The organism is Pseudomonas sp. GW821-FHT11D10 (assembly GCF_058808435.1).
The window spans coordinates 444,587-460,789 of record NZ_JBXARR010000002.1; the positions used below are offsets into that span (position 1 = coordinate 444,587).

General features: G+C 62.1%; 12 protein-coding genes. 6 read left to right on the forward strand and 6 right to left on the reverse strand.

Annotation, left to right across the window (positions count from 1 at the left end):
- The first annotated feature begins 6 nt into the window (after positions 1-6).
- The 3 genes from AC1RT4_RS08480 to AC1RT4_RS08490 are packed head-to-tail and all read left to right on the forward strand — an operon-like array spanning position 7 to position 3,648.
- Positions 7-2,322, forward strand: coding sequence for a PEP-utilizing enzyme (locus AC1RT4_RS08480; RefSeq protein WP_493084951.1), 2,316 nt, complete (start codon positions 7-9; stop codon positions 2,320-2,322).
- On the forward strand, positions 2,319-2,915 hold the full coding sequence (locus tag AC1RT4_RS08485) for a gamma-glutamyl-gamma-aminobutyrate hydrolase family protein (RefSeq protein ID WP_493084953.1): 597 nt from the start codon (positions 2,319-2,321) through the stop codon (positions 2,913-2,915). The genes AC1RT4_RS08480 and AC1RT4_RS08485 overlap by 4 nt, the downstream gene beginning before the upstream one ends.
- A 19-nt stretch (positions 2,916-2,934) precedes the next feature.
- Positions 2,935-3,648 (forward strand): phosphocholine cytidylyltransferase family protein, encoded by a 714-nt coding sequence (locus AC1RT4_RS08490; RefSeq protein ID WP_493084955.1) that lies wholly within the window; start codon positions 2,935-2,937, stop codon positions 3,646-3,648.
- A gap of 14 nt (positions 3,649-3,662) precedes the next feature.
- Here the strand turns inward: AC1RT4_RS08490 and AC1RT4_RS08495 are convergent, their stop codons facing one another.
- Both AC1RT4_RS08495 and AC1RT4_RS08500 read right to left on the reverse strand, forming a co-directional pair.
- Positions 3,663-5,639 carry a methyl-accepting chemotaxis protein gene (locus AC1RT4_RS08495; RefSeq protein WP_474732660.1) on the reverse strand — a complete coding sequence of 659 codons (1,977 nt, stop codon included), beginning with the start codon at positions 5,637-5,639 and terminating at the stop codon, positions 3,663-3,665.
- Positions 5,640-5,822: 183 nt separating this feature from the next.
- Positions 5,823-6,743 (reverse strand): LysR substrate-binding domain-containing protein, encoded by a 921-nt coding sequence (locus AC1RT4_RS08500; protein ID WP_236182282.1) that lies wholly within the window; start codon positions 6,741-6,743, stop codon positions 5,823-5,825.
- Positions 6,744-6,902: 159 nt separating this feature from the next.
- On the opposite strand from AC1RT4_RS08500, the gene AC1RT4_RS08505 reads away from it, so the two are divergent.
- The gene (locus AC1RT4_RS08505; RefSeq protein ID WP_493084958.1) at positions 6,903-8,297 is read left to right on the forward strand and encodes a NorM family multidrug efflux MATE transporter; all 1,395 of its coding nucleotides are present in this window, start codon (positions 6,903-6,905) and stop codon (positions 8,295-8,297) included.
- Between the two features lie 40 nt (positions 8,298-8,337).
- Here the strand turns inward: AC1RT4_RS08505 and AC1RT4_RS08510 are convergent, their stop codons facing one another.
- The gene (locus AC1RT4_RS08510) at positions 8,338-10,008 is read right to left on the reverse strand and encodes a putative bifunctional diguanylate cyclase/phosphodiesterase (protein WP_493084960.1); all 1,671 of its coding nucleotides are present in this window, start codon (positions 10,006-10,008) and stop codon (positions 8,338-8,340) included.
- A gap of 264 nt (positions 10,009-10,272) precedes the next feature.
- On the opposite strand from AC1RT4_RS08510, the gene rep reads away from it, so the two are divergent.
- Together rep and AC1RT4_RS08520 are read left to right on the forward strand one after the other, a co-directional pair.
- Positions 10,273-12,282, forward strand: coding sequence for a DNA helicase Rep (gene rep / locus AC1RT4_RS08515; RefSeq protein WP_007954499.1), 2,010 nt, complete (start codon positions 10,273-10,275; stop codon positions 12,280-12,282).
- A gap of 57 nt (positions 12,283-12,339) precedes the next feature.
- The gene (locus tag AC1RT4_RS08520; RefSeq protein ID WP_007954497.1) at positions 12,340-12,912 is read left to right on the forward strand and encodes a xanthine phosphoribosyltransferase; all 573 of its coding nucleotides are present in this window, start codon (positions 12,340-12,342) and stop codon (positions 12,910-12,912) included.
- Between the two features lie 49 nt (positions 12,913-12,961).
- On the opposite strand, the gene AC1RT4_RS08525 is transcribed toward AC1RT4_RS08520, so the two are convergent.
- The 3 genes from AC1RT4_RS08525 to AC1RT4_RS08535 form a co-directional block, all read right to left on the reverse strand.
- Positions 12,962-14,884, reverse strand: coding sequence for an acetyl-CoA hydrolase/transferase C-terminal domain-containing protein (locus tag AC1RT4_RS08525; protein WP_493084963.1), 1,923 nt, complete (start codon positions 14,882-14,884; stop codon positions 12,962-12,964).
- Positions 14,885-15,020: 136 nt separating this feature from the next.
- Positions 15,021-15,437: a c-type cytochrome gene (locus AC1RT4_RS08530; protein ID WP_045121730.1), complete on the reverse strand. Its 417-nt coding sequence runs from the start codon at positions 15,435-15,437 to the stop codon at positions 15,021-15,023.
- A 182-nt stretch (positions 15,438-15,619) separates the two neighbouring features.
- On the reverse strand, positions 15,620-16,168 hold the full coding sequence (locus tag AC1RT4_RS08535) for a cupin domain-containing protein (RefSeq protein WP_003229444.1): 549 nt from the start codon (positions 16,166-16,168) through the stop codon (positions 15,620-15,622).
- Positions 16,169-16,203: the final 35 nt, after the last annotated feature.

Below are 16,203 nucleotides of genomic sequence, written 5' to 3' on the forward strand. Positions count from 1 at the left end.
CGCCTGATGGCCCTGCATTTCTCTACCAAGGCCGGGACGCTGTCCAGCCTGCAAGGACGGCTCACCTCGGCCCGCATTGCTCCGCTGCTGGCATTCACTGTGGCGGACTGGCGACGGGACCGGCAAGCCTGTGTCCAGGCGATCGGTGAGCGGCTGCCGGCCGCCCCGTGGATCGTACGCTCCAGTTGCGGGCGTGAGGACAGCGCCCAGGCGTCCTTCGCGGGCGCCTTCCTGTCGATCCCGAATGTCGACGATGCAGGGCTGAGCCCGGCGGTGGAACAGGTCATCGCCAGTTATGGCGAGGCGTATCCGGCGGACGAAATACTGATCCAGCCCATGCTGGAGAATGTGCTGCGTTCCGGCGTGGCGTTTTCCCATGACCCCAACACCTGCGCACCCTATCGCGTGGTGAACTGGTCGGAAGGCAGCGACACGGCCTCGGTGACCGGTGGCATGGGCGGGCGGCTCTGGCAGCAGGCCGCCCAGAGCAAGGTTGCAGCGCCCGCGTCCCTCGCACCCGTGGTTGGTTTGCTCGAAGAGTTGCTGGTGCTGTTCGGTGGCAGGCCTGTCGACTGCGAGTTTGCCGTCACTCGGGAAATCGAAGGCGAAGTGCTCTGGCTGTTGCAGGCCAGGCCACTGATCCTGCCTTCCCGTCCGGAGACCGATGCCGAGCAATCGGCCCGCCTGGACAGCATTCAGCGCAAAGTGGCGCGCGGCATGCGACCGCATCCGTTCCTGATCGGCCAGCGCACGGTCTATGGCGTGATGCCTGACTGGAACCCGGCCGAGATCATCGGAATCCGGCCCAAACCGTTGGCGCTCTCGCTGTACCGGGATCTGGTGACCGATTCCATCTGGGCTTACCAGCGGCACAACTACGGCTACCGCAACCTGCGCAGCTTTCCGCTGATGCCGCACTTTTTCGGCTTGCCCTATATCGATGTGCGCCTGTCGTTCAACTCGTTCATTCCGGCGGACCTCGATGAGGATCTGGCGGGACGACTGGTCGACTATTACATCGACAGATTGCTGGCCGAACCGACACTCCACGACAAGGTGGAGTTCGAAATCGTGTTCTCGTGCTACACCCTGGACCTCTCGCAGCAGCTGGAACGCCTCGCCGATGCAGGCTTTCAGCCCCACGAGCTGGAAGCGATCAGCACCAGCCTGCGCAAACTGACCAACCGCATCGTCCATCCCAAGGACGGTCTGTGGCGCAGCGATGCCAACAAGCTGGATGTGCTCAATGCCCGTCGTGAAGAGCTGCTGGCCTCCGACGCCGACCCGCTGGAGCGCATTTACTGGCTGCTGGAAGATGCAAAACGCTACGGCACCCTGCCGTTCGCCGGCCTGGCACGTGCGGGGTTCGTCGCCGTGCAGATGCTCAGGTCACTGGTGTCCGTGGGCGTGTTCTCGCAGGCCGACTACGATGCGTTCATGGCAGGGGTTTCAACCGTCAGCGGGCAGCTGGCGCGCGACCGGGCGACGCTCGACAAGACGACCTTCCTCGCCCGTTACGGCCATCTGCGGCCGGGCACCTACGACATCCTTTCTCCCCGCTACGACGAAGCGCCGGAACTCTATTTCGACTGGACCCAGCGCCCCGCCGCTCCGGAACCGCTTCAACCGTTTTCGCTGACGCTGCCGCAGATGCGCGAGATCGTGAAGCTGCTGGAAGCTCATGGTTTGCAGCCTGATCCGGTAGGTTTGCTGGACTTCCTGCAAAATGGCATCGAACTTCGCGAACTGGCGAAGTTTCACTTCACCCGCAACCTGTCCGACGCACTGGCGTTGATTGCGCAAGTCGGTGCCGAGCATGGTATCGGGCGTGAAGATCTTGCTTATTGCGACATCCGTGCTTTCACCGAACTGCACGTGGCAGCAGCGGAGCCCAAGGAAGTGCTGCTGCGCAGCATCGAGCAGGGCAAGGCGCGTTACGCCGAGACACTAAAGTTATCCCTGCCGCCAGTGATCACCCGGCCGGAAGATGTCTGGAGCTTCGAGTGGCCGGAAACGGCGCCCAATTTCATCACGCAGAAACGCGTGACCGCGCCGGTTGTGCTGTGCGACGACCGGGACAAACTCGCCGGGGCCATCGTCTGCATTCCCAATGCCGACCCGGGCTTCGACTGGCTGTTCGCCTACCCGATTGCCGGCCTGATCACCGCCTGGGGCGGTGCCAATTCGCACATGGCGATTCGCGCGGGCGAACTGGGCTTGCCAGCCGTCATTGGTGCGGGTGAAGTGCTTTACCGTCGCTGGTCGACCGCGGATTTCCTGCACCTGGATTGCCCGGGCCGCCGGGTGGAGATGATGACATGAAGGTGGTCGCGGTCAGTCAAAGGGTGGACAGCCATCCAGAGCGCGAAGAAACCCGCGATGCGCTGGACCAGCGCCTGATCGGGTTCCTTCTGGCAGCCGGTTTCATCCCGGTACCCGTGCCCAACGGCTTGCCGCTCGATCACTGGCTGGCGGCCGTCGCGCCACACGCCATTGTGCTGTCGGGTGGCAATGACATCGGTCAGTGCCCGGCCCGCGACCGTACCGAGAGCGAGTTACTGGATCACGCTCGCGAACGTCAGTTGCCAGTACTGGGCATTTGTCGCGGCATGCAGATGCTGGCGCACGAGGCTGGCGGCGAGTTGAAACCGGTGACCGGTCATGTGCGAACCCGGCATCAGCTGTCCGGCCGGATCGTCGCCGAGGTGAACAGCTATCACGGCCTCGCTCTTGCCGGTTGCCCGCAGGGTTTCGACGTCATGGCACGCAGCGAAGACGGTGAAATCGAAGCCATCCGCCACCATCAGCTGCCTTGGGAAGGGTGGATGTGGCACCCGGAACGCGAAGCGGATTTTGCCGCCCACGACCTTGAACGTATCCGGCTGCTGTTCGGCGAACCCGCCCCCCTTCAATAACTCACGGGATAGACGTGTTGTGAAAGCCATTATTCTGGCTGCCGGACGTGGCAGTCGCATGAAAAGCCTCACGGATGAGCGCCCCAAGTGCCTGGTCGAGCTGCGAGGCAAACCCCTGCTCGAATGGCAGCTGGAATCCTTGCGCGCGGCGGGCATCAGCGAAATCGCCGTAGTGACCGGCTATAAAAGAGAGCTGCTGGCCGAGCGTGGCCTGATCGAATTCCACAACCCGCGCTGGGCGGACACCAACATGGTGTCGTCGCTGGCGTGCGCCGAATCCTGGCTGCAGGGCCAGCCGTGCATCGTGAGTTATTCCGATATTTTCTACAGCCCGGACGCCGTTCGGTCGTTGATGACCAACGAAGCATCGCTGGCCGTCACCTACGACCCCCATTGGCTGGCACTGTGGACGCAGCGCTTCGGCGATCCGTTGCTGGATGCCGAAACGTTCCGCCTGACCGACGCCGGCACGCTGGCCGAAATCGGCAACAAGCCGCAATCGGTGGACGAAGTTCAGGGTCAGTACATGGGGCTGCTGCGCCTCACCCCGCAGGGCTGGGCAGAGGTCGTTCGGCTACGAGCCGAACTGACCCCGGAACAACGCGACAAGATGCACATGACCAACACCCTGCAACGTGTCATCGACGCGGGTCGGGTTCCGATCTCGGCCGTGGCCTACAGCGGAGAATGGGGAGAGGTCGACTCCAGCGAAGACCTCTCCGCTTACCAGTAAGCGGGCACGGCGCCTCAACGGAAGCGGTCGACTTCCTGGCGCAGGTCGGCTGCCAGGCCTTCCAGTTCCTTGGCGGTGATTGCCAGGTTCGACACCACTTCGCGCTGCTCGCTGTTGGCCATCGCGATGCTCTGCAGGTTGCTGCTCAACAGCGTCGCGGTGCTGCTTTGCTCCTGGGTCGCAGTGGTGATCGCCGCAAACTGCTGGCCTGCCGAACGGCTCTGCTCATCGATTCGCGCCAGCGCCGACGCCACGTTGGCGTTACGCGACAGGCCTTCCTGCATCAGCACGTTGCCTTGTTCCATGGTGCTGATGGCGTTGCCGGTTTCCTGCTGAATGCTGTGGATCATCCCGGAGATTTCGTCCGTCGCCTGACGAGTACGCGACGCCAGATTGCGCACTTCATCGGCCACCACGGCAAACCCGCGACCTTGCTCACCGGCACGGGCCGCTTCGATGGCGGCGTTGAGTGCCAGCAGGTTGGTCTGTTCGGCAATCGAGGTGATCACGCTGACGATGCCGCCGATTTCCTGCGAGCGCTGACCGAGCGTGTTGATCACGGTCGCGGTGGTGTTCAGTGCGCCGGCAATCTGCTCCAGCGAGGAAGACGCTTCTTCCATCGACGTGCGACCGATCTGGGTCTGCTGAGCGTTTTCCTGGGCCAGACGCTGGGTGTTGCCCATGTTGTCGGCAATGTTCAGCGACGTGGCGGAGAACTCTTCAACGGCGCCGGCCATGCTGGTGATTTCGCCAGACTGTTGCTCCATGCCTTCATAGGCGCCGCCAGACAGACCGGACAGCGCTTGAGCACGGCGGTTGACCTCTTCCGAGGCGCGGCGGATGTGTTCGACCATGGTCGACAGGGCCTGGCTCATCTGGTTGAAGGCGCGGGCCAGTTGACCGATTTCGTCATTACTCGACACGCTCAGACGCACGCTCAGATCACCGGCACCCAGGGCTTCGGCCTGACGCACCAGATCACCCAAAGGCGCCAGCTTGCTGCGCAGCAACCAGACCACGGAACCGACCGCCAGCAACATCGCCAGCAGACTGCCGATGGCCAACTGAGTGCCGACGCTCCAGGTCACAGCACGGATCTCGGCTTTCGGCATGCTCGCCACCACCGACCACGGGCCGCCTTCGAACGGCACGGCGATGCTGTAGAAGTCTTCGGACTTGTCGCTCCAGAACTGTCCTTTACCCGGCGCTTTCGCCAGACCGTTGATTACGGGAACCGCTTGATCCAGTGCCTGTACGCCAGCCGGCGCCACCAGCCACTGGTTCTTTTCGTCCAGCAACGCCAGCGAGCCGGTCTGGCCGATACGGAAGCGCTTGAGGTTGGCGAACTGGGCGTTCTGCGCGTCGGTGTAATCGAAACCGACGAACAACACCGCGATCACCTTGCCGCTGCTGTCACGCACCGGGGTGTACTGAGTCATGTAGGAACGATCGAACAGCAAGGCGCGGCCGACGTAGCCCTGCCCCGCCATCAACTTCGCATAGGCCGGGTGGGCGTGGTCGAGCACGGTGCCGATGGCACGGGTGCCGTCCTGTTTGCTCAGGGAGGTGCTGACGCGAATGAAATCTTCGCCGCTGCGCACGAACAGCGTGGCAACGCCCGCCGTCATCTGTTTGAACTCGTCGACTTCCTTGAAGTTGTTGTTCAACACTTCACTGCCCAGGTGCAGGCCCGGGGTCTGGGTGCCCGCGACATTGACCGGCTCACTCGGGTGAATGCTCAGGCCCGCGCTGAAGCGCTTCTCGAACAACCCGCTCAGGCGCTGGGTGCTTTCACGCAGCGTGCCGTGAAAAGTGCTCAGCTGATCGGCGAGCAGGCGTGCCTCGCTGGCCAGGTGTTCTTCACGGGTGGCGAGGTTGGCGGTGTCCAGCGAACGCAGGGCGAACACCGTACTGCCGCTGATGACTATCGCCAGTATCACGGCGAGCGCGAGGCCCAGCTGCGAGGCGATCCGAGCGCGAGGTTGAGACATGGACAGCTCCTGGCCGAGCCACGGGATCCTCCTTGATCCCGACTCGGAAATTTTCTAATAGTGGGGGTGAATCGTGGAGACCGGCACGACGGTTCCACATGCACGTATTCGGCGGTAAAACCGAATACTTGAGCGATCAGCAGGGGTATAGCGAAAGGCCGGCATTGTGCAGGCTCGAACGTTTCAGCTCAAGCGCGTGACCGCCGGCAGCGCCATGGCGCGGACTTCGCCTTGCAGGAAGTCGCTGAGGCGGCGCAAACGTTCACCTCCCGGACGGGTCTTTGGCCACACCAGGTAATAATTCAGTCCGCTGGCGACCGCCGTCGGCCACGGCAGACTCAAGCGCCCTTGCGCGACATCCTCGGCCACCATCAGCAGATCGCCCATGGAAACCCCATAGCCCCGAGCCGCCGCAATCATCCCGAGTTCCAGGGTATCGAACACCTGCCCGCCCTTGAGCGACACCTGATCCGACAGCCCCATGTGTTCCAGCCAGCTGCGCCAGTCGCGGCGGTCCGGCGTCGGGTGCAGCAATTCGGCGCTGGCCAGCCGCGCTACGTCCCACGGTTGATCGTTTAGCAGGTTCGGCGCGCCGACCGGAATCAGCTCCTCTGGAAACAGCAGGCTGGCTTCCCAGTCCGGCGGGAAATGCCCGTCACTTAGCAACACCGCGCAATCGAAGGGTTCGTTGTTGAAGTCCACCGAGTCCACGTCCATCCACGCGCTGGTCAGTTGCACCTCGTTGCCTGGCTGCAAATGGCGGAAGCGACTGAGCCGCGCCAGCAACCAGCGCATGGTCAGGGTCGACGGGGCCTTCATGCGCAGGATGTCATCTTCGGCGCGCAAGGTATTGCAGGCTCGCTCCAGAGCGGCGAAGCCCTCGCGGATGCCCGGCAGCAGCAGGCGCGCCGACTCGGTCAGTTGCAGGTTGCGCCCGCTGCGGTGGAACAAGCGGCAGGCGAAGTGCTCCTCGAGCGTACGGATGTGTCGGCTCACCGCACTTTGAGTGATCGACAACTCCTCGGCTGCCCGGGTGAACGAACTGTGGCGTGCCGCCGCTTCGAATGCGCGCAGGGCATACAAGGGCGGAAGACGACGGGACATGCACAGCGCTCCTATGGCGGGATTGCGCCAACTTAGCAGAATCGCGGCAGGATGAGTTTTAATCATGCCACCCATCCTTTTTATCCCTTTGTGCAAAGCGGTTCGAGCGCCGAGAATCGACGGACTTTTCCTACAAATCGATAAACAGGCACCCATCTCATGCAACAACCTGTGCGTACCGAACTCTGGGCCATCCTGCGGCTGGCGGGGCCGTTGATCGCCTCGCAGTTGGCGCATATGCTTATGGTGCTGACCGACACCCTGATGATGGCGCGCCTCAGTCCCGAAGCGCTGGCCGGTGGCGGTCTGGGCGCGGCGAGTTATTCGTTCGTGTCGATCTTCTGCATTGGCGTGATTGCGGCGGTCGGCACCCTGGTGGCGATTCGTCAGGGTGCCGGTGACATCATCGGCGCCGCCCGCCTGACTCAGGCCGGGCTGTGGCTGGCGTGGCTGATGGCGTTGGGTGCCGGGTTGCTGTTGTGGAATCTGAAACCGGTGTTGCTGCTGTTCGGCCAGACCGAGACCAACGTCAACGCCGCCGGGCAATTTCTGATCGCCCTGCCGTTCGCCCTGCCCGGCTACCTGAGCTTCATGGCCTTGCGCGGTTTTACCAGCGCCATCGGCCGGGCGACACCGGTGATGGTCATCAGCCTCGCCGGCACGGTGGCCAACTTCCTGCTCAATTATGCGCTGATCACCGGCATGTTCGGCCTGCCGAAACTGGGGCTGACCGGTATCGGTCTGGTCACGGCGATTGTCGCCAACTGCATGGCATTGGCGCTGGCCTGGCATATTCGCCGGCATCCGGCCTACGACGCGTACCCATTGCGCGAAGGCCTGTCGCGGCCGAACCGGCAATACCTCAAAGAACTCTGGCGCCTGGGCCTGCCGATTGGCGGGACCTACGCGGTGGAAGTCGGGCTGTTCGCCTTCGCGGCACTGTGCATGGGCACCATGGGCAGCACGCAACTGGCGGCACACCAGATCGCCCTGCAAATCGTCTCGGTGGCGTTCATGGTTCCGGCGGGTATGTCGTATGCGATCACCATGCGTGTCGGCCAGCACTACGGCGCCGGGCAATTGAGCGATGCGCGGATGTCCGGGCGGGTCGGCATCGTCTTCGGTGCAGTGGTGATGCTGGCGTTTGCGATGGTGTTCTGGCTGCTGCCGAATCAACTGGTCGGTTTGTTCCTCGACCATAACGACCCGGCGTTTGCCGAGGTGATTCGTCTGGCCGTGAGCCTGCTGGCGGTGGCGGCGTGGTTCGAACTGTTCGACGGCACGCAGACGATTGCCATGGGCTGCATTCGCGGGCTCAAGGATGCCAAGACCACGTTTCTGGTCGGGCTCGGTTGCTACTGGCTGATCGGCGCGCCGGCGGCGTGGCTGATGGCGTTCCATCTGCACTGGGGGCCGACCGGCGTGTGGTGGGGTCTGGCGCTGGGACTGGCCTGTGCGGCGGTGAGCCTGACGCTGGCGTTCGAATGGAAGATGAAGCGGATGATTCGGCTCGAGCCGCAAGCTCAAGGCTTCAAGATCGCTCAACCGGAATGACAGGTCGGCGGGAGCAACCCTGCTCCCGCCCACTGGTACTTCAGACCACAACTCCCAGCGGAGGCTGACTGGCATCAGCCACCAGGTAATCAACCAGTTCCGTCAACGGCAACGGCTTGCTGATCAGATACCCCTGCACCTGATCACAGCCGAACCCGCGCAACAGATCCAGCTGCTCACGGGTTTCCACCCCTTCGGCAACCACTTCCAGGTGCAGGTTGTGCGCGAGGTTGATCATCGCGTGCACCAGTTTGCGGTTCTCTTCACGCTGCTCCATGCCGCCGACAAAGCTCTTGTCGATCTTCAACAAGGTGATCGGCAAGCTGTTGAGGTGCACGAACGACGAGAACCCGGTGCCGAAATCATCCAGCGAGAAACGCACGCCGAGGCGACCGAGCGCGTCCATGGTCTGCTTGACCAGATCACTGCGGCGCATCACGGCGGTTTCGGTGAGTTCGAATTCCAGCCACTGCGCCTCGACACCGCGCTCGGCGATCAGACGGCTGAGCGTCGGCAGCAACTGGCTGTCCTGAAACTGGCGGAACGACAGGTTGATCGCCATGTGCAGCGCCGGCAGACCGCGCTCGCGCAACGCCTGCATGTCGCGCAGGGCCCGGGAAATCACCCAGTAACCCAGTGGCACGATCAGGCCGCTCTGCTCGGCCAGCGGCACGAATTCACTCGGTGGCAGCAGGCCGCGCTCACTGTGGCGCCAGCGCACCAAGGCTTCGAGGCCGACGATCTGGCCGTCCTGCAGATTAAGGCGCGGCTGGTAATGCAGCTCCAGCTCGTCACGGCGCAAGGCCCGGCGCAGCTCGCTTTCGAGGTCGGCCATGCTTCGCGCGTTGCGGTTGATTCGTTCGTTGAAGATATGAAAGGTGCAGCCCTGAGTGCTCTTGGCCTGCTGCATGGCGATGTGCGCGTGCCACATCAGCGGATCGGCGCCGCCCTGGGCCCGGGCATGGGCGATACCCAGGCTGGAGCCGATCAACAGGCTTTCGCCGTCGACCCAGTAAGGTTCGGCCAGGGCTTCGGTGATGCGTTCGGCCATCCATTCCGCCCGTTGCGGGGCGCGGCGGGTGTCGATCAGCAAGGCGAATTCGTCGCTGCCGAGGCGCGCCAGTTGATCGCCGACTTCCAGCTGGCTTTTCAGCCGTGCGACGACTTGCAGGATCAGGCGGTCGCCGGCCTGGTGGCCGAGGGCGTCGTTGGCGTGGCGGAAGTTGTCGAGATCGAGGTGCCCGAGGGCCAGGCCGCGGCCGTCGTTTTCGGCCAAGCGCGCCGTCAGAAGAGTCTGGAAACCCTGACGGTTGGCGATGCCGGTCAGCGGATCCTGCTCGGCCAGGCGTTGCAGGGTGTTTTCCAGCACGCCGCGCTCGCGCACATGCCGCAGGCAACGCCGGAGCATGCCGGCATCAAGGGCATCGAACACCAGCCAGTCGCTGACGCCGTCGGGCGCGGTCGCCGGCTCGTGTTCCAGAAGCAATACCGTCGGCAGGCTGCAACGGCCGGGCGCCGGCTGCAACGCGGGAACGGTCAACAACACCGCGTGGCGGTTGTCTTCGAACAGACTGCTGACCGACTCCCAGTTCGGCGCGCTGATCAGCACCGCCGCACTCCCCAACGGAGCCAGACACTCGCGCAATAACGCTGTCCACGCTGGCTCTTCGGCCAGTAGCAGCAAACGCAAGGGTTCGACAGGCGTAGTCAAGCTGACTCCCTAGACTCTGCAATGATGTGGGCGGCGGGCATTATGCCGTTGCGGCTACCAATGACCAAACGACAACGGTTATCAAAACGTTATTTTGTGTCACGAATGAGAACATTAGCCGCAAAATCACCGCGCATCCTGCGTGAAAGTAACAAAACCGGCAAATTTGAATCGCGTGCTGCGTCACAAGTCGGAGAGAGCAGCACAAATCGCTGAGCCTGTTAAAATGCCGGCCCATTTCGTCAACGACTCCCGAATTTTCGTATGTCCCGACTCAATCCCCGGCAGCAAGAAGCCGTGAACTACGTCGGCGGCCCTCTATTGGTGCTCGCCGGTGCTGGCTCCGGCAAGACCAGCGTGATCACGCGCAAGATTGCGCACCTGATCCAGAACTGCGGCATCCGTGCCCAGTACATCGTCGCCATGACCTTCACCAACAAGGCCGCGCGCGAGATGAAGGAACGGGTCGGCACCCTGCTGCGTGCCGGCGAAGGTCGCGGCCTGACGGTCTGCACCTTCCACAACCTGGGCCTGAACATCATCCGCAAGGAACATGAACGGCTGGGCTACAAACCCGGTTTCTCAATCTTCGATGAAACCGATGTCAAGTCGCTGATGACCGACATCATGCAGAAGGAATATGCAGGCGACGACGGCGTCGACGAGATCAAGAACATGATCGGCGCCTGGAAAAACGACCTGATCCTGCCGGCCCAAGCCCTGGAAAATGCCCGCAACCCCAAGGAACAGACCGCCGCCATCGTCTACACCCACTACCAGCGCACGCTCAAGGCGTTCAACGCGGTGGACTTCGACGACCTGATCCTGCTGCCGGTGAAACTCTTCGAAGAGCACGCCGACATCCTCGAAAAGTGGCAGAACAAGGTCCGTTACCTGCTGGTCGACGAATACCAGGACACCAACGCCAGCCAGTATTTGCTGGTGAAAATGCTTATCGGCAAACGCAACCAGTTCACCGTGGTAGGCGACGACGACCAGTCGATCTACGCCTGGCGCGGCGCGCGGCCGGAAAACCTGATGCTGCTCAAGGACGACTATCCGTCCCTGAAAGTGGTGATGCTGGAGCAGAACTACCGCTCCACCAGCCGCATCCTGCGCTGCGCCAACGTGCTGATCTCGAACAATCCGCACGAATTCGAAAAGCAGCTGTGGAGTGAGATGGGCCACGGCGACGAGATCCGCGTGATCCGCTGCCGCAACGAGGACGCCGAAGCCGAGCGCGTGGCCATGGAAATCCTCAGCCTGCACTTGCGCACCGACCGCCCGTACAGCGATTTCGCGATCCTCTATCGCGGCAACTACCAGGCCAAGCTGATCGAGCTGAAACTGCAGCACCATCAGGTGCCGTACCGTTTGAGCGGCGGCAACAGCTTCTTCGGGCGCCAGGAAGTGAAAGACCTGATGGCCTACTTCCGCCTGATCGTGAACCCGGACGACGACAACGCCTTCCTGCGGGTGATCAACGTGCCGCGCCGGGAAATCGGCTCGACGACCCTGGAAAAACTCGGCAACTACGCCACCGAACGCAAGATCTCGATGTACGCCGCCACCGATGAACTCGGCCTGGGCGAGCATCTGGACAGCCGCTTCACCGATCGCCTGTCGCGCTTCAAGCGCTTCATGGACAAGGTGCGCGAGCAGTGCGCCGGCGAAGACCCGATCTCCGCCCTGCGCAGCATGGTCATGGACATCGACTACGAGAACTGGCTGCGCACCAACAGCTCCAGCGACAAGGCCGCGGACTACCGGATGAGCAACGTCTGGTTCCTGATCGAAGCCTTGAAGAACACCCTGGAAAAAGACGAAGACGGCGAAATGACCGTAGAGGACGCCATCGGCAAACTCGTCCTGCGTGACATGCTGGAACGTCAGCAGGAAGAGGAAGACGGCGCCGAAGGCGTGCAGATGATGACCCTGCATGCGTCCAAGGGCCTGGAATTCCCTTACGTGTTCATCATGGGCATGGAAGAGGAAATCCTCCCGCACCGCTCCAGCATCGAAGCCGACACCATCGAAGAAGAACGCCGCCTGGCCTACGTGGGCATTACCCGCGCGCGCCAGACCCTCGCGTTTACCTTCGCCGCCAAGCGCAAACAGTACGGCGAGATCATCGACTGCGCGCCAAGCCGCTTCCTCGATGAGCTGCCGCCGGACGACCTGGCCTGGGAAGGCAACGACGACACACCGACCGAAGTCAAAGCCGTGCGGGGCAACAGCGCATTGGCTGATATACGCGCGATGTTAAAGCGCTAGAATTGACCACTTTTTTAAAACCTTAGGGCGCACAAGGCGCCAACAGAGGACAGCTTCATGGAAGCCCTGCACCAGAAAATCCGCGAACTAGGCATTGTGCTTTCCGACCAGGTCCTGAAGGTCGACGCCTTCCTGAACCACCAGATCGACCCGGCCCTGATGAAGCTGATCGGCGACGAATTCGCCACGCTGTTCAAGGATTCGGGCATCACCAAGATCGTCACCATCGAGGCCTCGGGCATCGCTCCGGCGATCATGACCGGTCTGAACCTCGGCGTGCCGGTGATCTTCGCCCGCAAGCAACAGTCCCTGACTCTGACTGAAAACCTGCTGTCGGCGACCGTTTACTCGTTCACCAAGAAGACCGAAAGCACCGTGGCCATCTCCCCGCGTCACCTGACCAGCAGCGACCGCGTGCTGATCATCGACGACTTCCTGGCCAACGGTAAGGCGTCCCAGGCGCTGATCTCGATCATCAAGCAAGCCGGCGCCACCGTCGCGGGCCTGGGCATCGTGATCGAGAAGTCGTTCCAGGGCGGCCGTGCGGAGCTGGATTCGCAGGGTTACCGCGTCGAGTCGCTGGCTCGCGTGAAGTCGCTGAAGGATGGCGTGGTTACTTTCATCGAGTAATCGCTGAAAGGCGCAAGCTTGCCGCCGCATCCCCGGGATGCGGCGGATGCTACTGCGCGGTGGCCTTCAGGCCAGTGAGCAACAACCGCTGAAACAGGTCTTCCTTCAGACCTTCCGGGTTCGTGAGTTGCATCCGCTCCAGATGCTCCGGATACAGCGAAGCCTCAGGCGCATCCAGCGCTGCCTTGCCCAGCTCCAGAATCTCGGTCAGCTTGAACTTGCTCTTGAGCCAGTTCAGCGCCCGCAACAGATCCTTCTCGACCTCAGTGAAATCGCAGCCCAGCGGATACTCCGGAAACAGGTTCGGATGCCGCGCGGCAATCGCCTGCAAGCGTTGCGGGGTGTTGTCGGTAAAGCGCGGATCGAGACGGAAATCCTTCGGCAGTTTGCCGACCTTCTGTGCCTGCTCGATCAGGCCCTGCTGGAAGCGCGAGTCGCTGATGTTCAACAGCGCCTCGATCACCACCGCATCCGGCTTGCCGCGCAGATCGGCGATGCCGTACTCAGTCACCACGATATCGCGCAAATGCCGTGGAATCGTGCAGTGGCCGTATTCCCAGACAATGTTCGAACTGACATCGCCACCGGATTCGCGCCAGCTGCGCAGCAGCAGAATCGAGCGCGCATCGTGCAGCGCATGGCCCTGGGCAACGAAGTTGTACTGGCCGCCGACGCCGCTGAGCACCCGCCCGTCTTCCAGTTGATCCGCCACCCCGGCGCCCAGCAGGGTCATGGTGAACACGGTGTTGATAAACCGCGCATCCAGACGCTGCAGGCGCTTGAGCTCTTCCTGACCGTACAGCTCGTTGATGTAGCTGATGCGGGTCATGTTGAACTCAAGGCGTTTGCTCAGCGGCAACTCACGCAAACGCTCATAAAAACTACGCGGCCCCAGGAAGAAACCGCCATGGATCGACAGGCCATCGGTTTGCGCAGCCTCGTCGAGGGTGCCGGCGTTGGCCTGCTCCTGAGTCTGCACATCCGGGTAAACCTTGCGCCGGATGATCCCGGCTTCGGCCAGCACCAGCAGACCGTTGACGAACATTTCGCTGCAACCGTACAGGCCTTTGGCGAACGGCTCGATGCCACCCTCGCGTTCGATCAACTGTGCCCACTGGCTGAGGTTCACATCGGCCAGCAAGTCCTGGTATCCGGCGTTGTCGGCCTGACGCGCCAGCAACGCAGCGGTCAGCGCGTCGCCCATCGAACCGATGCCGATCTGCAAAGTACCGCCATCGCGTACCAAGGTACTGGCGTGCAAACCGATGAAGTGATCCTGAAACCCGACGGGCATGTTTGGCGTGGAGAACAGTGTGCTGCTGTCCTTCTCGTCGATCAGCAGGTCGAAGGTATCGATATCGACTTCGGCATCGCCCGGCATGTACGGCAACTCGGTGTGCACCTGGCCGACCAGCAGAATGGTCTCCCCCGCTGCCCGGCGTTTGGCGATCATCGGGAACAGGTCGAGGGTGATGTCCGGGTTGCAGCTCAGGCTCAAGCGATCCGGGTGTTCGCTGCTGCTGGCGAGCAACTGCGCCACCAGGTTCAGGCCGGCGGCGTTGATGTCACGGGCGGCGTGGCTGTAGTTGCTGCTGACGTAATCCTGCTGGGCTGGCGCGCTGTTGAGCAGGCTGCCAGGCTGCATGAAGAATTGCTCGATGCGGATGTTGGACGGCAGGCTGTCGCGGTGCAGGTCGGCAAGAAATTCCAATTCCGGGTAATCACCGAACACCCGCTCGACGAAGGGTTCGATAAACCGCTTCTGCAAACCGTCGCCCAACGCCGGACGGCCGAGGCACAGGGCGGTGTAGATCGTCAGCTGCCGTTCGGGCAATCCGGCAACCCGCCGGTACAGCGCGTTGACGAAGGGATTGGGTTTGCCCAGCCCCAGCGGCAGGCCCATGTGGATGTGCGCCGGCAACCGCGCCAGCACGTCGTCCACTGCCTGTTCGATCGAACACAACTGCACCATCTGAAGCCTCCTGCCCGTTCCGTGAATAGAGGTACGACCGAGATTGCCGGTTGTTTGCTGCAAAGAACAGCCTCGGGCCCAAATCGCGGGCACAAAAAAACCGTCCGAAGACGGTTTTTTTCGTCAGAAGCGCGGCTTATTTCAAGCCGGACATCTTCTGGATCGCGCCCTTCAGCTCGTCGTCCGAGCAATCAGCGCAGGTGCCTTTCGGCGGCATGGCGTTGATGCCGGTGATGGCCTTGGCCAGGATGCCGTCGAGGCCGCCCTGGTGATCGGCGCGCTCTTTCCAGGCTGCGGCGTCACCGATTTTCGGAGCGCCCAACAGGCCGGAGCCGTGGCAAGCGTTGCAATGTTTGGCAATCACTTCGTCCGGCGTCTTGGCGCCGCCACCGCCGCCTGCCGAAGCAGCGACTTCCATCCCCTTGCACTCTTGCCCTTGAACACACACCTGGCCGACAGGCTCGAGGCGTTTGGCAATGTCGTCATTCGTCGCAGCTTGAGCGCTGACAGCCCAGAGGGCCAGTACGGTTGCTGGTGCAGCCAGCATTTTCATAATTAGGTTCACGCGTTCACCCTCAATGGTGGCTATTCACGCCTGCGGCCACGGTTCGCAGGCGGGCGCAAGTATAGCGGTTAGCCCGCTTCACTGAAACAACCCCAAAGTCGAAGGGGTTATATCGCGCTGTGGAAAAACGTTTCGGGTGCCTTCGCCGGTATGGCCTGGCGCCTCTTTGTTTAAAAATTCGCCGGCGTGGCTGCGCTGATTAGTCGCGCCGGTGCATCGAACGGATTACGGAAACGATGCGGCTTGGTACTTTCAAAGTAGTAGCTGTCGCCGGCTTCGAGGATAAAAGTTTCAAGACCCACCACCAGTTCCAGGCGACCTTCCACCAGAATCCCGGTTTCCTCGCCTTCGTGGGTGAGCATTTCTTCGCCGGTGTCGGCGCCCGGCGGGTAGATTTCATTGAGGAACGCGATGGCCCGGCTCGGGTGCGCGCGGCCGACCAGTTTCATGGTCACGGCGCCGTCGGAAATGTCGATCAGCTCGTTGGCCTTGTAGACGATCTGGGTCGGTTTTTCCTGCAGGATCTCTTCGGAAAAGAACTCGACCATGGACATGGGAATCCCGCCCAGAACTTTCCTCAGCGAACTGATCGAAGGGCTGACGCTGTTCTTTTCGATCATCGAAATGGTGCTGTTGGTGACGCCCGCGCGCTTGGCGAGTTCACGCTGGGAAAGCCCTTTGAGCTTGCGGATCGATTGCAGTCGTTCACCGACGTCCAAGGCTGGAGCCTCCTGATGCTGTAGAAATATTGAGC

Excerpts from the sequence above, each read along its gene's own strand:
- AC1RT4_RS08525 (WP_493084963.1), bottom strand. The coding sequence starts at position 14,884 with ATGGTGCAGTTGTGTTCGATCGAACAGGCAGTGGACGACGTGCTGGCG.
- AC1RT4_RS08485 (WP_493084953.1), top strand. The coding sequence starts at position 2,319 with ATGAAGGTGGTCGCGGTCAGTCAAAGGGTGGACAGCCATCCAGAGCGC.
- rep (WP_007954499.1), top strand. The coding sequence starts at position 10,273 with ATGTCCCGACTCAATCCCCGGCAGCAAGAAGCCGTGAACTACGTCGGC.
- AC1RT4_RS08505 (WP_493084958.1), top strand. The coding sequence starts at position 6,903 with ATGCAACAACCTGTGCGTACCGAACTCTGGGCCATCCTGCGGCTGGCG.
- AC1RT4_RS08520 (WP_007954497.1), top strand. The coding sequence starts at position 12,340 with ATGGAAGCCCTGCACCAGAAAATCCGCGAACTAGGCATTGTGCTTTCC.
- AC1RT4_RS08500 (WP_236182282.1), bottom strand. The coding sequence starts at position 6,743 with ATGTCCCGTCGTCTTCCGCCCTTGTATGCCCTGCGCGCATTCGAAGCG.
- AC1RT4_RS08530 (WP_045121730.1), bottom strand. The coding sequence starts at position 15,437 with ATGAAAATGCTGGCTGCACCAGCAACCGTACTGGCCCTCTGGGCTGTC.
- AC1RT4_RS08495 (WP_474732660.1), bottom strand. The coding sequence starts at position 5,639 with ATGTCTCAACCTCGCGCTCGGATCGCCTCGCAGCTGGGCCTCGCGCTC.
- AC1RT4_RS08480 (WP_493084951.1), top strand. The coding sequence starts at position 7 with ATGGCCCTGCATTTCTCTACCAAGGCCGGGACGCTGTCCAGCCTGCAA.